Below are 12,328 nucleotides of genomic sequence, written 5' to 3'. Positions count from 1 at the left end.
TCGCGTTGCAACAGGACATGCCCGCGCTGCCGGATGGCATCGCGGGCATGCTGGTTACAGCTTCAGGTCGAACACCAGCACTTCGGCGTCGTTGCCGTTTTCCAGGGTCAGCTGTGCCTCGTCGCTGACCTGCAGTGCGTCACCCGCTTCCAGGGTGATGCCGTTGACCTGCAGCTGGCCACGCGCCACCTGCACATACGCGCCGCGGCCGGCAGCCAGGGCGTGGTGCAGCTTCTGCTCGCCATCGAGGATGGTGGCGAAGATGCGCGCATCCTGATGGATATGCAGCGAACCATCGGCGCCATCCGGCGAGGCGATCAGGCGCAGCTGGCCGCGCTTGCTCTCCGGCGTGAAGTGGGTCTCCTCATACGACGGCGCGATGTTCTCGGCCTCCGGGAAGATCCAGATCTGCAGGAAATGCACCGGATCGCTGGCCGAATGATTGAACTCGCTGTGGCTGACGCCGCTGCCTGCGCTCATGCGCTGCACGTCGCCGTAGCGCAGCACCGAACCGGTGCCCATCGAGTCCTTGTGTTCCAGCGCGCCGCCCAGCACGTAGGAGACGATCTCCATGTTGCTGTGGCTGTGGGTGCCGAAACCCTGGCCGCCGATCACCTTGTCTTCGTTGATGACCCGCAGCGGGCCGAAGCTCACATAGCGGGGGTCGTAGTAGCTGGCGAACGAGAAGGTATGGCGCGAGGACAGCCAGCCATGCTCGGCCAGGCCACGGGTAGCGCTCTTGCGGATCTGCAGCATGATGGAATCTCCTTGTTCGATGGTTTCGATGGGGCGGGGTGGGCGGGTAGCCGCTTTGTTTCCCCGTTGAAGAGAAGTATCCGCTTGCACCTTGGGTTTGAAAAACGGATAGTTTTGACAGACATCATCGAAAATTTCGAATGCTCAAGCTCAGCCTCGATGCCCTGCAGATCCTGGACGCGATCGACCGCCGAGGCTCCTTTGCCGGCGCCGGCAAGGCCCTGCACAAGGTGCCTTCGACCATTTCCTACACCGTGGCCAAGCTGGAAGAGGATCTGGGGGTGCAGCTGTTCGACCGGATCGGCCCGCGGGCGGAGCCGACCGAGGCCGGGCGCGCGCTGCTGGAGGAGGGCAGGCACCTGCTGCGTGCGGCCCGGGAGCTCGAGCTGCGGGTGCGGCGGGTAGCCTCGGGCTGGGAGGCGGAATTGACCCTGGCGGTGGATTCGGTGTTCCCGACCTGGCTGCTGGGGCCGGATATTGCCGCGTTCCGCGAGGTGGCGGCGCCCACCCGGCTGCGCCTGTTTGGCGAAGCACTGTCCGGTACCTGGGAAGCGCTGCTGGACCGGCGCGCCGACCTGCTGGTGGGCGCGCCCGGTGAGGGGCCCAGTGGCGGGGGCTACGTGGTCGAACCGCTCGGCAGCGTTGATTTTGTGTTTGCGGTGGCACCCGGGCATCCGCTGGCGTCCGTGCCGGGTGTGCTGGGCCGCGAGCAGTTGGCGCCGTACTGCGCAATCGCCGTGTCCGACTCGGCGCGGCGGCTGCTGCCACGGACGGTGGGCCTGTTGATGGGCCAGGAGACGTTGACCGTGCCGGACATGGCCAGCAAGTTGAAGCTGCAGTGCCAGGGGCTGGGATTCGGCTTCCTGCCCGAGCCCTGCGCGCGCGCGGCGGTGGCGCGCGGCCAGCTGGTGATCCGCGAGGTCGAGGAGCACAAGCCGGAAGAGACCTTCTGGTTGGCCTGGCGCACCGGCGAAGATGGCGCGGCCCTGCGCTGGTGGCGCGAGCGCCTGCGGCGGCCGGAGCTGCTGGCGCAATGGTGGCAGGCGATGGCAGAGGGGTAGGGTTCGGCAGGGCTGCGCCCTGCACCTGCGGTAGTGCCGGCCGCTGGCCGGCAACCTCAACAGCAACAGCAGAAGCAACAGCAACAGCAACAGCAGAAGCTGGTTTCCTGTGGGGAGGCGGGGTGGGTCCGGTTGCGGGAGACGCCGTAAACCCGTCCATGGGGGCTTGGCCGCGGCATCCATGCCGCGGACACTCCCGCAACCGGACCCACCCCGCCTTCGACAGATTTCCGCGATCTGCCGGAATGGCTTGGCCTGCTCTTGGCCTGCTCTTGGTGGGTGTCGACCTTGGTCGACACGTAGATCCACGCCAAGCATGGATGTCCTTCGTTCAACTGTCGAAATATTCGAATTCAATGGAGTCATCCACGCACGGCGTGGATCTACCGCAGATCGCGGTGATCTGTCAGGGGCGGGGCGGTATGGATAGGCAGGACCGTTGGCGCCATGGATGGCGCCATCGAGCCCCCATGGATGGGTTTACGGCGTGTCCTGCCTATCCATACCGCCCCGCCACCCCACGGAATGCCAGCTGTTGCTGTTGCTCCGGCCGTTGCTTCTGCAGGTGCAGGGCGCAGCCCTGCCAAAAAAAACACACATAAAAAAACAGCAGGCCGAGGCCTGCTGTTTCGGTGTAATGGTGCGCCCGGAGAGATTCGAACTCCCGACCGCCTGGTTCGTAGCCAGGTACTCTATCCAACTGAGCTACGGGCGCCAATTACATAAACTTGTTGTGTTGATCGGTGTGTGGTGCGCCCGGAGAGATTCGAACTCCCGACCGCCTGGTTCGTAGCCAGGTACTCTATCCAACTGAGCTACGGGCGCGCGGTACACAATCAAATTTTACTGCACTTCCAGCGGCGGATGCTGAAGGTCTGTCGAGTGGTGCGCCCGGAGAGATTCGAACTCCCGACCGCCTGGTTCGTAGCCAGGTACTCTATCCAACTGAGCTACGGGCGCCCTGCGACAGGAGCGGAATTATGCGGATGTCGGCGCGAGTCGTCAACGCTTTTGTGAAAATTTTCACCCAACTGAATGAAAAACGCCTCTGCGACAGCCTCCGGGTGTTTCATCCAAGCGAAGTGATCGGCCTGCGTACCCAGCTCCTGCGCAGAAAGCACGCGTAATTCCGAGGCGACATCCGGCAGTTTCGCCAGCAGCGCCTGCATTGATCCGGTCGGCGCCAGCCAATCGTCTTCCATCAGCACCGCCTGCGCACTGCCGTGCACGCGCGCCATCTGCGCATCCAGGTCCTCGTCCATGCCTGCGGCGGCGTAGTGATTGCTCAGCCCTACGCGTGCCCAGTCGGCGATCAGTCCGCGTGCTTCGGTGCCGCCGAAACCGAGCCGGCGCCCGTGCAGCACGCCCTGGCGTCGCGCGATCCACGGCAGGAAGCGATAGATCAGTGGCAGCAGCCAACCGCGTGGTGGCGGGAACGTGCGCCAGAACGGTGTGCCGCTGGCGGCAAGCCACAATCGATCGAACGCCTGTGGCTGGCGTCCGGCGTGCACGCAGGCCAGCTGCCCGCCCAGGCTGTGGCCACCGATGATCCATGGCAGCGCGTTCTGGCCAGCATCAGCGTCGGCGAGCAGGGCCTGGCTGGCCGGCAGATCGTGGTCGAGAATCTGCCTGTAGCCCCAATCCTGGCTGCGCGACGGTCGCAGCGAGCTGCTGCCATTGCCACGCCATTCGTGCAGGTAGACCGCCACGCCCCTGGCTGCAAGTGCCTGCGCCAGCGGCAGGTAGTGGCGCGCGGCCACGCCCAGCGCCGGCAGCCACAACAGCCGTGCCAGCGGCTGTGCGGGCACGCAGGCGATCACATCGAAACGGTGGCCATCGCCGCTGTTCACAGTGAGCGCGCGTGGCGAATCGCTCATGCGTGGGGCGCCGCGCCGAAGTGGTCCAGAACCAGCACCTCGCTGCGCCCGGGCGCATAGCCCTGCTGCAATCCGCGCGCCACGTAGTCGATGCCGGCTTCGCAGGCGTTGGCCAGGCTCAGCCCGTTGCAGAGCTGCGCGGCGATGGCCGAGGCCAGCGTGCAGCCCGTGCCATGCGCATCCAGTGGCAGGCGGGCATGGATGAATTCTTCGTTGCTGACGCCGTCGAAGTAGCGGTCGACCACGCGGTTGCCTTCGTGCAGGTGCCCCCCCTTCAACAGCACCGCACCGGCGCCCAGATCAAGGAGCAAGGCGGCGGCCCGCTCTGCGTCGTTGCCATTGGCGATGCTGCGGCCGACCAGCAGCTCCGCTTCGGGTGCATTGGGGGTGACCAGGGTGGCCAGTGGCAGCAGCCGTTGGCGCATTGCCTGCAGCGCGCTGTCCTCCAGCAGGCGCGCACCGCTGGTGGCGACCATCACCGGGTCGAGCACCACGTGCGGTGGTCGATGGCGTTCCAGTGCATCGGCCACCGCGTGGATCACCTCGGCGTTGGCCAGCATGCCCAGCTTCACCGCGTGGATGTCGAAGTCGTCGAAGCAGGCTTCGATCTGCGCGCGCAGGAAGTCGATCGGTGGCACGTGCACGGCGCGGACGCCGCGGGTGTTCTGCGCGGTCAGTGCGGCGATCACCGACAGGCCATGCACGCGATGCGCGGCGAAGGCCTTCAGGTCGGCCTGGATGCCGGCGCCGCCGCCGGAATCGGAGCCGGCGATGGTCAGGGCGGAAACGGGGGTGGTCGGGCTCATGCAGCGATTGTGCCGTGCTGCCTTGCCAGGGGGTAGTGCCGGCCGGGCTGCGCCCGCCACCGGCAGAAGCCGGGGCAACAGCAACAGCGGCTCTGGATTTCTGCGGGGGAGGCGGGGCGGTGTCGATAGCTTCCTGGTGACTGTCAGTAGATCCACGCCATGCGTGGATATCGCGGAAAAGATCGGATGGACAACGCAGATCCACGCCATGCGTGGATGACGCCATGCTCAACGCCGCCAGCGTGCCCACTGCTGGTAGGACACATAGCCCAGCCCGGTCAGGCCGGTCAGCAGGGCAGGGGCCAGCAGGGCGTCGTACTGCCAGCGCACGAACAGCCAGGCGCCGATCACGCCGCCAGCAAGGAAGCCGCTGATGATCAGGCCGCTCAGGGTCAGGCGTCGTACCTGCAGCGGCAGCCCGCGCAGCAGGTGGCCCAGGCCGATGCCGAGATCGGTGAACATGCCGCTGAGATGAGTGGTGCGTACGACGGCACCACTGAAGGTGGTGGCCATCGCATTCTGCAGTCCGCAGGCCATCGCGGCCGCCAATGCGCCCCATATCTGATGCTGCTTGAACAGCGGAATGGCCGCCAGCAGCAACAGCGATTCCAATGCCAGCGCCACGCCGTAGCGCCGGCCGAGCTGCAGTGCGCTGTCCTGGATCAGCAGTCCGCTGACCATCGCGCCCAGCGAAAACGCGATCAGCAGCCCCCACAGATGGCCGACCGCGCGCCAGTCACCTTGCGCCAGTGCCATGCCGAGCTGGCTGGTGCTGCCGGTCATGTGGCTGACCGCCTGGTGTTCAAAACCGAGGAAGCCAACCACATTGACCATGCCGGCCACGCACGACAGGGCGACCGCGCCGATCCAGACCCAGGTGGGCAGGCGGATTCCCATGGCAGGCCCCTCAGGGCCCGCCGAAGCCGCCGTTGAACTGCAGCTCGCTGAAGGTCCCGCTGGCCGGGTCGAAGACCGCGCCCCAGAACTGTGCGCCGCCATCGCACACCCGTACCGCCTCGCGGGCGGGCCGGAGGCTGTTGTCTTCAGGCAGATGGAACGCGTTGATGTAGATCACCTGCTTTCCATCCAGCTCGATGCCGACGTACTGGCGATCGAAATCCAGCACGTGTGGCACCTGGGCTTCCAGCGATGCCAGCTTCGCTTCCAGCTGGTCCACCTGCTGCCGGCTCGGCGCCCAGTAGCCGCTGACCCGCCCGGCCTCGCGGCCGGGGCTGGGGCGCGAGCAGGTGTCGAGCACCTGCGCGGCGATGATCGGGCGGGTGACCACCCAGGACTGGCCACTGCGTTCTGTGGTCGGCACGCTGGCCGGTCCCTGCGTGGTCGCGCAGGCACCGAGCAGCGTGGCAATGGCGGCGGCCAGCGATGGCAGCAGCAGACGGGTGCAGCGGTTCACAACACCTCCGAGGCGTAATCGGCCAGTCGCGAGCGTTCACCGCGACGCAGCGTGATGTGCGCGCTGTGCGGCCAGTTCTTGAAGCGGTCCACGGCATAGGTCAGGCCCGACGTGGTTTCGGTCAGGTACGGGGTGTCGATCTGTTCGACGTTGCCGAGGCAGACGATCTTGGTGCCGGGGCCGGCACGGGTGATCAGCGTCTTCATCTGCTTGGGGGTCAGGTTCTGCGCCTCGTCCAGGATCAGGTAACGCGACAGGAACGTACGGCCGCGCATGAAGTTCATCGAGCGGATCTTGATGCGGCTGGCGAGGAGGTCGTTGGTGGCCTGGCGGCCCCAGGTGCCGCCTTCCTGGTTGTGCGTCAGCACTTCCAGGTTGTCGGTCAGCGCGCCCATCCACGGCGTCATCTTCTCTTCCTCGGTACCGGGCAGGAAGCCGATGTCCTCGCCGACGCTGACTGTGGCGCGGGTCATGATGATCTCGCGGTAGCGCTGCTGGTCCATCGTCTGCGCCAGGCCGGCGGCCAGTGCCAGCAGGGTCTTGCCGGTGCCGGCAGTACCGAGCAGGGTGACGAAGTCGATCTCCGGATCCATCAGTGCGTTGAGTGCGAAGTTCTGCTCGCGGTTGCGCGCGCTGATGCCCCACACGGCATGGCTGCCGTGGCGGAAGTCATCGACCAGCGACAACACCACCTTGCCATCGCCGACGATCCTGCTGACGCGCAGCTCGACTTCATCTTCGCCCGGCAGGTACACGTACTGGTTCGGGTACCACTCTTCGCCGTCCTGGGCGAGGATTTCGTAGTGCGTGCGGCCCTTGTCGCTCCAGCTGCGCAGATCCTCGCCGTGGCGCTTCCAGAAGTCTTCCGGCAGCTCGGTGGCGCCGGTGTAGAGCAGGCTGAAATCGTCCAGCGCGCGGTCGTTCTCGTAGTCTTCCGAGACGATGCCGGCGATGGCCGCCTTGATGCGCAGGTTGATGTCCTTGGAGACGAACACCACCGGGATCTCCGGCGTTTCTTCCTTCAGCGCCAGGATCGCGCCGAGGATGGCGTTGTCCGGGATGACCTTGCCAAAGCTCTTGCCCGCGTCGAAATGGCTGGTCTGGAAGCGCAGCAGGCCCACGCTCTGCTTGCCGCGCAGCTGCAGGCCCTGCGGCCGCTGCAGCGGAATGCCCTCGGCCAGGTTGTCCAGGCCCGAAGCCTGCACCAGCTCGTTGAGGAAGCGGCTGACCTGGCGCGCATTGCGGCTCGCTTCGGTCGTGCCCTTCTTGCCGTTGTCCAGCTCCTCGATCACCTGCATGGGCAGGTAGACATCGTGCTCCTCGAATTTGAACAGCGCGGTGGGATCGTGCATCAGCACGTTGGTATCCAGCACGTAGATGCGCTTGCCTCGGGTCATCATCGGTTCCTGGTTACGGACAGGGAAAAACCACCACGACCTGCTGCAGGGCAGGGTGGTGGCGGACAAAGTGGGCGATGGGACTCACTTGGACTGATTGGCCTTCAGTTCGGAAAGGACGGCGTCGGCATGGCCGGCGACCTTGACCTTGCGCCATGACTGCACGATGCGGCTGTCGGGGGAAATCAGGAAGGTGCTGCGCTCGATGCCACGTACCTGCTTGCCGTACATGTTCTTCATCTTGATCACGTCGAAGGCGCTGCACAGCGCTTCGTCGGCATCACTGACCAGCGGGAACGCGAAGCCCTGCTTGGCACAGAAGTTGTCGTGGGACTTCACCGAGTCGCGGGAGACGCCAAGCACGACCGCGCCCGCCTTCTGGAAGTCGGGCAGCAGCGCGTTGAAGTCGATGCCTTCGGTGGTGCAGCCCGGGGTGCTGTCCTTGGGGTAGAAGTACAGCACCAGCCACTGGCCGGCGTAATCGCCGAGGGTGGCCTGGGCGCCGCCGGACAGCGCCAGCGGCAGGGAGAGGGTGGTGCTGTCCAGGGTATCGCCGTTGTTCATGAGGTCCTTCTGTCGAGCCTGGGTTCTTTCTACGACAATTGCATGAAACGCCACGCGCCCGTGAGGAGCGCGCGAAGAATCAGGGTTTCAATCAGAACTTCATCGGGTCCATGATCGCGTCCAGGTTCAAGTGGTCGCAGAACTCGAGGAAATCATCGCGCAGGGCGGCGATATGCATGTTGGCCGGCACGCCGATGGTGACCTGTGCGCTGAACATTTCCGCACCGGTCTGCATGGCGCGGTAGCGCGTGCTCTGCAGGGTCTCGATGGTGATGCCCTGGCGGTCGAAGAAATCGGCCAGCTGGAACAGGATGCCCGGCTTGTCGGCGGCGATCACCTCGACGATGTACGGCAGCAGGTTGGACTGCGCCTGCTTGGCTTCGGTGCGATACCACACCAGCTTCAGGCCTTCCTCGCGCTCGAGCCGGGTCAGCATCGCTTCCAGCTTGGCGACCGAATCCCAGGAGCCGGTGGCCAGCGCGGTCACCGAGACGTCGCGGCCCACGGTGGCCAGGCGTGCATCCACCAGATTGCACCCGCTGTCGGCGATGCGGCGGGTGACGGACAACAGGGGGGACTCCGGATGCGTCGTATAGGCGTTGATCAGGAGGTGGTTTTCGCTCGGCGCTGGGCGCGGGGTGGTGTCGGTCAAGGCGATTCCGGGTAATGCATGCGTTAGTCTGAATGCCCGCCAGAGGCGGGGATCCACCGGTGTCCAGCATACTTGCCCGTGCTTTCGCGCCGCAAGTAACATTCAGAACGCCCGCGCCCTTCCGTGGCGGACGTTTTCCCTCCCCAGCCAAGAGCAGCACGTCCTTGTCCCTTTCCGGCCTCATCACCGCGCTGGCGACCCCCTTCCGGGCCGACGGCGCACTCGACCCCGACGGTTGGCAGCGCCTGCTGCACCTGCAGCTGGAGGGCGGCGTCCAAGGCGTTGTCGTTGCTGGCTCCACCGGCGAGGCAGCCACCCTGTCCGATGCGGAGTACGACCAGCTGCTGGCCAGCGCGGTCGAACGCATCGCCGGCCGCGTTCCGGTCCTGGCCGGTACCGGCCTGTCCGGCACCGCCAAAACCATCGAGCAGACCCGCCGTGCTGCTGCGCTTGGCGCCACCCACGCGCTGGTGGTCACCCCGCCGTACGTGCGCCCGACCCAGGCTGGCCTGATCGCGCATTACCGCGCGGTCGCCGACCAGGCCGGAGTGCCGGTGGTGCTGTACAACGTGCCCGGCCGTACCGGCTGCGACATGCTGCCGGAGACGGTGGCCGAGCTCGCCAGCCATCCGAACATCGTCGGCATCAAGGAAGCGGTGGGCGACACCGGCCGCGTGCGGGCACTGCTGGACCTGCGCAGTCCGACGTTTGCCGTGCTCACCGGCGATGACGGCACGGCCGCACGTTCGATCCAGGCCGGCATGGACGGTCTGATCTCGGTCGGTTCCAACGTGCTGCCCGGCGCCTATCGCCGGATGTGCGACCTGGCCGCTGCCCGCGACCATGAAGCCGTTGAATCCTGGGACGCTCGCCTGCAGCCGTTCCATGACTTCTGCGGTGTCGAATCCAACCCGATTCCGGTCAAGGCGCTGTTGCGTCGGATCGGCATCGGTCACGATCTGCGCCTGCCGCTGCTGCCGCTTTCGGCCGCACACGCGCCTGCCGCCGACCATCTCGCCGGCGATATCGCCGCCCTCGAAGCCCTTTCCAGCCACTGACCTTCCGTCTTGGTCTGATCCAGGAGATTCACATGCGCCAATCCGTTTCCGCCGTCCGCGTGCTGTCCTTCGCGCTCCTTGCCGTGGCCACCGCAGCCGGCACCACCGGTTGCTTCAAGCGTGGCGTCAAGGGCGACTACGCTCTGGCCCCGGAAGTGCGTCCGCTGGAAGTGCCGCCGGACCTGAACCTGCCGGCAGGCGCCGGCAACAACCAGGTGCCGACCCTGAGCTCGGCGACCAAGCCAGCCACCCCGGCCGCCGCTGCCCCCGCCGTCAGCGCCACCGGTTTCACCATTGCCGGCAGCAAGGATGAAGCCTTCGCCAAGGTCGGTACCGCGCTGGAAGGCGTGGAAGGTCTGACCATCGCTACCCGCGCCCAGCTGTTGGGTTCGTACGACGTGGCCTATGAAGGCAGCAACTTCCTGGTCCGCGTGGTCGCCGTCGACGCCGGTGCCTACATCTCCGCGGTCGATCCGCGTGGCCTGCCGGCCACCGCCGAAGCCCCGGTGAAGCTGATTGCCGCGCTGAAGGCCAAGCTGGCCCCGTAATGGCCGGTTGGGCGGGTGCGGACCCTGCGGGTTCGTACCTGCCGTGGTAGGGGCCGACCCTGGTCGGCGCCTTTGTGCCAACCAAGGTTGGCAGCTACCAAGGCCGGAACAGAAAAGGGCGCCCTGGGCGCCCTTTTCATTGCCTGCTGGTTCGCACCTGCCGTGGTAGAGGCCGACCCTGGTCGGCGCTTTTGTGCCAACCAAGGTTGGCAGCTACCACGGCCATGGTGCCTGCGCCTCAGCGCTCCAGCAGCTTCAGCTTGTCCGGCTTGCCATCCCACTCACCGGCGTCGGCCGGCGGGTCCTTGCGCACGGTCAGCACCGGCCATTCCTTCGCCAGTTCTGCATTGAGGGCGACGAAACCTTCCTGGCCAGCGGGAACATCGTCTTCCGGGAAGATCGCGTTGACCGGACACTCGGGTTCGCAGAGGGTGCAGTCAATGCACTCGTCCGGGTCGATCACCAGGAAGTTCGGGCCTTCGTGGAAGCAATCCACGGGACACACTTCCACGCAATCGGTGTGTTTGCACTTGATGCAGTTTTCGGTGACGACAAATGGCATGGGTAGAGGGCGAATCGCTTTCTGAACCTGCCAATTCTAGAACAGGTTGGCCCCCGGTGTCGGTTGCCGTGTGAAAGTGGGGGGATGGGGGGGGCGAAGGCCCATTTGGCGGCGTGCCCGCCCTGTGCGACGCTGCCAGGGCCGCCGGCCCGCTTCGGTCGGCCCCCTTCCCTGCAGGATTCTTCATGTCGCCAGTCCAGCCCGGTGCCGCCTCCAACGGCGGTGAGAACACTGCCTTCATCGTCCTGATCAGTTGCGCCGCCACCCTCGGCGGGTTCCTGTTCGGCTTCGATAGTGGCGTCATCAATGGCACCGTCGACGGCCTGCGCCAGGCCTTCAACTCCAGCGAGGCCGCGCTCGGCTTCGAGGTCGCCTCGATGCTGCTGGGGTGCGCAATCGGGGCGTTCGTGGCCGGTTGGCTTGGCGATCGGCTGGGACGTCGCGGCGTGCTGATCGTGGCGGCCGTGATGTTCCTGGTGTCGGCGCTGGGCGCCGGCGCTGCACATGCCTCCTGGTTGTTCGTCTGCGCACGCGTGCTCGGCGGGTTCGCTGTCGGTGCGGCCAGCGTGATGTCGCCGGCCTATATCGCCGAAGTCGCCTCTGCGCGCTATCGCGGCCGGCTGGCGACCGTGCAGCAGATGGCGATCATCTGCGGCCTGTTCGCCGCGTTCCTCAGCAACTATCTGCTGGCCCGGGCGGCGGGTGCGTCGACCGAGCCGCTCTGGCTGGGGCAGGAAGCCTGGCGCTGGATGTTCTGGATGCAGGCACTGCCGTCGCTGCTGTTCCTGCTGTTGTTGCTGGTGATCCCGGAAAGCCCGCGCTTCCTGGTGATGAAGGGCCGGCAGGCGCAGGCGAGGGCGGTGCTTGGCCGGTTGTACGGCGAACGTGCCGCGGTGAACAAGCAGGCCGAGATCGAAGCAAGCCTGGCCCAGGACCAGCACAAGCCGCGATTCGGCGACCTGCTCAACAAGGCCACCGGCAAGCTGCGACCGATTGTCTGGGTCGGTATCGGCCTGGCGATGTTCCAGCAGCTGGTCGGCATCAATGTGGTGTTCTATTACGGCGCGGTGCTGTGGCAGGCGGTGGGTTTCTCGGAAAGCGATGCGCTGCTGATCAACGTCCTGTCCGGTGCGCTGAGCATCGGCGCCTGCCTGCTGACGGTGGTGCTGATCGATCGCATCGGCCGCAAGCCGCTGCTGTGGGTCGGTTCGGTCGGCATGTCGGTGGCCCTGGTGCTGATGGTGGTGGCCTTCGCCAGTGGCAGCCTGGCCGAGGGGCGCCTGCAGCTGTCCGACGGCATGGGCCGGCTGGCGCTGGTAGCGGCCAACGTCTATGTGGTGTTCTTCAATATGTCCTGGGGCCCGGTGATGTGGGTGATGCTGGGCGAAATGTTCCCGAACCAGATCCGCGGCCCGGCGTTGGCCGTGGCCGGGGCGGCGCAGTGGACGTCGAATTTCGCGATCACCGTGACCTTCCCGATGCTGCTGGCCGGCATCGGCCTGGCCGGTGCGTACGGCATCTACACCGTGGCCGCGATCCTCTCGATCATCTTCGTCATCCGCTACGTGCGCGAGACCAAGGGCAAAGAGCTGGAGCAGATGGAAGGCTGACGTGTGCCTGGCTTCGGTTGCAT

13 protein-coding genes and 3 tRNA genes are annotated in these 12,328 nt (G+C 66.0%); 4 read left to right on the top strand and 12 right to left on the bottom strand.

All coding sequences use genetic code 11. The features are described 5' to 3' along the window. Positions 1–54: 54 nt before the first annotated feature. Positions 55–756 (bottom strand): pirin family protein, encoded by a 702-nt coding sequence (locus K5K93_RS04730; protein WP_025878940.1) that lies wholly within the window; start codon positions 754–756, stop codon positions 55–57. A 140-nt stretch (positions 757–896) separates the two neighbouring features. Here K5K93_RS04730 and K5K93_RS04725 point away from each other — a divergent pair, with 140 nt between their 5' ends. Then, a complete protein-coding gene (locus K5K93_RS04725; RefSeq protein ID WP_222389972.1) occupies positions 897–1,817 on the top strand; it encodes a LysR family transcriptional regulator in 921 nt (306 codons plus the stop codon). Between the two features lie 638 nt (positions 1,818–2,455). Here the strand turns inward: K5K93_RS04725 and K5K93_RS04720 are convergent. From K5K93_RS04720 to K5K93_RS04675, 10 genes are all read right to left on the bottom strand, one after another. Then, positions 2,456–2,532: transfer RNA gene (locus tag K5K93_RS04720), tRNA-Arg, on the bottom strand. A gap of 33 nt (positions 2,533–2,565) precedes the next feature. Further along, positions 2,566–2,642 (bottom strand) — tRNA-Arg (locus K5K93_RS04715). 58 nt (positions 2,643–2,700) lie between these two features. Continuing rightward, positions 2,701–2,777 (bottom strand) — tRNA-Arg (locus K5K93_RS04710). Continuing rightward, positions 2,768–3,694 carry an alpha/beta fold hydrolase gene (locus K5K93_RS04705; RefSeq protein ID WP_093820017.1) on the bottom strand — a complete coding sequence of 309 codons (927 nt, stop codon included), beginning with the start codon at positions 3,692–3,694 and terminating at the stop codon, positions 2,768–2,770. The genes K5K93_RS04710 and K5K93_RS04705 overlap by 10 nt, the downstream gene beginning before the upstream one ends. Continuing rightward, a complete protein-coding gene (gene thiD, locus K5K93_RS04700) occupies positions 3,691–4,500 on the bottom strand; it encodes a bifunctional hydroxymethylpyrimidine kinase/phosphomethylpyrimidine kinase (RefSeq protein WP_222389971.1) in 810 nt (269 codons plus the stop codon). The genes K5K93_RS04705 and thiD overlap by 4 nt, the downstream gene beginning before the upstream one ends. A 228-nt stretch (positions 4,501–4,728) precedes the next feature. After that, the gene (locus K5K93_RS04695; protein ID WP_059063786.1) at positions 4,729–5,397 is read right to left on the bottom strand and encodes a YoaK family protein; all 669 of its coding nucleotides are present in this window, start codon (positions 5,395–5,397) and stop codon (positions 4,729–4,731) included. 10 nt (positions 5,398–5,407) lie between these two features. Continuing rightward, positions 5,408–5,890: a hypothetical protein gene (locus K5K93_RS04690; RefSeq protein ID WP_222390972.1), complete on the bottom strand. Its 483-nt coding sequence runs from the start codon at positions 5,888–5,890 to the stop codon at positions 5,408–5,410. Between the two features lie 20 nt (positions 5,891–5,910). Next, complete coding sequence (locus tag K5K93_RS04685) at positions 5,911–7,311, bottom strand: PhoH family protein (protein WP_025879446.1); 1,401 nt, start codon at positions 7,309–7,311, stop codon at positions 5,911–5,913. 84 nt (positions 7,312–7,395) lie between these two features. Beyond that, entirely contained in the window at positions 7,396–7,875 is a 480-nt protein-coding gene (locus K5K93_RS04680; protein ID WP_093820011.1) for a peroxiredoxin, read from the bottom strand. A 91-nt stretch (positions 7,876–7,966) separates the two neighbouring features. Continuing rightward, positions 7,967–8,527 carry a glycine cleavage system protein R gene (locus K5K93_RS04675; protein WP_025879444.1) on the bottom strand — a complete coding sequence of 187 codons (561 nt, stop codon included), beginning with the start codon at positions 8,525–8,527 and terminating at the stop codon, positions 7,967–7,969. Positions 8,528–8,691: 164 nt separating this feature from the next. Between K5K93_RS04675 and dapA the strand changes: the two genes are divergently transcribed. Both dapA and K5K93_RS04665 read left to right on the top strand, forming a co-directional pair. Next, positions 8,692–9,585: a 4-hydroxy-tetrahydrodipicolinate synthase gene (gene dapA, locus K5K93_RS04670; RefSeq protein ID WP_025879443.1), complete on the top strand. Its 894-nt coding sequence runs from the start codon at positions 8,692–8,694 to the stop codon at positions 9,583–9,585. A gap of 32 nt (positions 9,586–9,617) precedes the next feature. Further along, positions 9,618–10,133: a hypothetical protein gene (locus K5K93_RS04665; RefSeq protein ID WP_025879442.1), complete on the top strand. Its 516-nt coding sequence runs from the start codon at positions 9,618–9,620 to the stop codon at positions 10,131–10,133. 238 nt (positions 10,134–10,371) lie between these two features. Here K5K93_RS04665 and fdxA read toward each other — a convergent pair whose 3' ends face one another. Continuing rightward, positions 10,372–10,695 (bottom strand): ferredoxin FdxA, encoded by a 324-nt coding sequence (fdxA, locus tag K5K93_RS04660; protein WP_005409054.1) that lies wholly within the window; start codon positions 10,693–10,695, stop codon positions 10,372–10,374. A 185-nt stretch (positions 10,696–10,880) separates the two neighbouring features. Here fdxA and K5K93_RS04655 point away from each other — a divergent pair, with 185 nt between their 5' ends. Continuing rightward, entirely contained in the window at positions 10,881–12,305 is a 1,425-nt protein-coding gene (locus K5K93_RS04655) for a sugar porter family MFS transporter (protein ID WP_117310098.1), read from the top strand. Positions 12,306–12,328: the final 23 nt, after the last annotated feature.

It is taken from the genome of Stenotrophomonas sp. DR822 (assembly GCF_019793815.1).
Taxonomy (GTDB): Bacteria; Pseudomonadota; Gammaproteobacteria; order Xanthomonadales; family Xanthomonadaceae; genus Stenotrophomonas; species Stenotrophomonas indicatrix.
This window is presented reverse-complemented; position numbering and strand designations above follow the sequence as displayed.

Excerpts from the sequence above, each read along its gene's own strand:
- K5K93_RS04730 (WP_025878940.1), bottom strand. The coding sequence starts at position 756 with ATGCTGCAGATCCGCAAGAGCGCTACCCGTGGCCTGGCCGAGCATGGC.
- K5K93_RS04725 (WP_222389972.1), top strand. The coding sequence starts at position 897 with ATGCTCAAGCTCAGCCTCGATGCCCTGCAGATCCTGGACGCGATCGAC.
- K5K93_RS04705 (WP_093820017.1), bottom strand. The coding sequence starts at position 3,694 with ATGAGCGATTCGCCACGCGCGCTCACTGTGAACAGCGGCGATGGCCAC.
- thiD (WP_222389971.1), bottom strand. The coding sequence starts at position 4,500 with ATGAGCCCGACCACCCCCGTTTCCGCCCTGACCATCGCCGGCTCCGAT.
- K5K93_RS04695 (WP_059063786.1), bottom strand. The coding sequence starts at position 5,397 with ATGGGAATCCGCCTGCCCACCTGGGTCTGGATCGGCGCGGTCGCCCTG.
- K5K93_RS04685 (WP_025879446.1), bottom strand. The coding sequence starts at position 7,311 with ATGACCCGAGGCAAGCGCATCTACGTGCTGGATACCAACGTGCTGATG.
- K5K93_RS04680 (WP_093820011.1), bottom strand. The coding sequence starts at position 7,875 with ATGAACAACGGCGATACCCTGGACAGCACCACCCTCTCCCTGCCGCTG.
- K5K93_RS04665 (WP_025879442.1), top strand. The coding sequence starts at position 9,618 with ATGCGCCAATCCGTTTCCGCCGTCCGCGTGCTGTCCTTCGCGCTCCTT.
- fdxA (WP_005409054.1), bottom strand. The coding sequence starts at position 10,695 with ATGCCATTTGTCGTCACCGAAAACTGCATCAAGTGCAAACACACCGAT.
- K5K93_RS04655 (WP_117310098.1), top strand. The coding sequence starts at position 10,881 with ATGTCGCCAGTCCAGCCCGGTGCCGCCTCCAACGGCGGTGAGAACACT.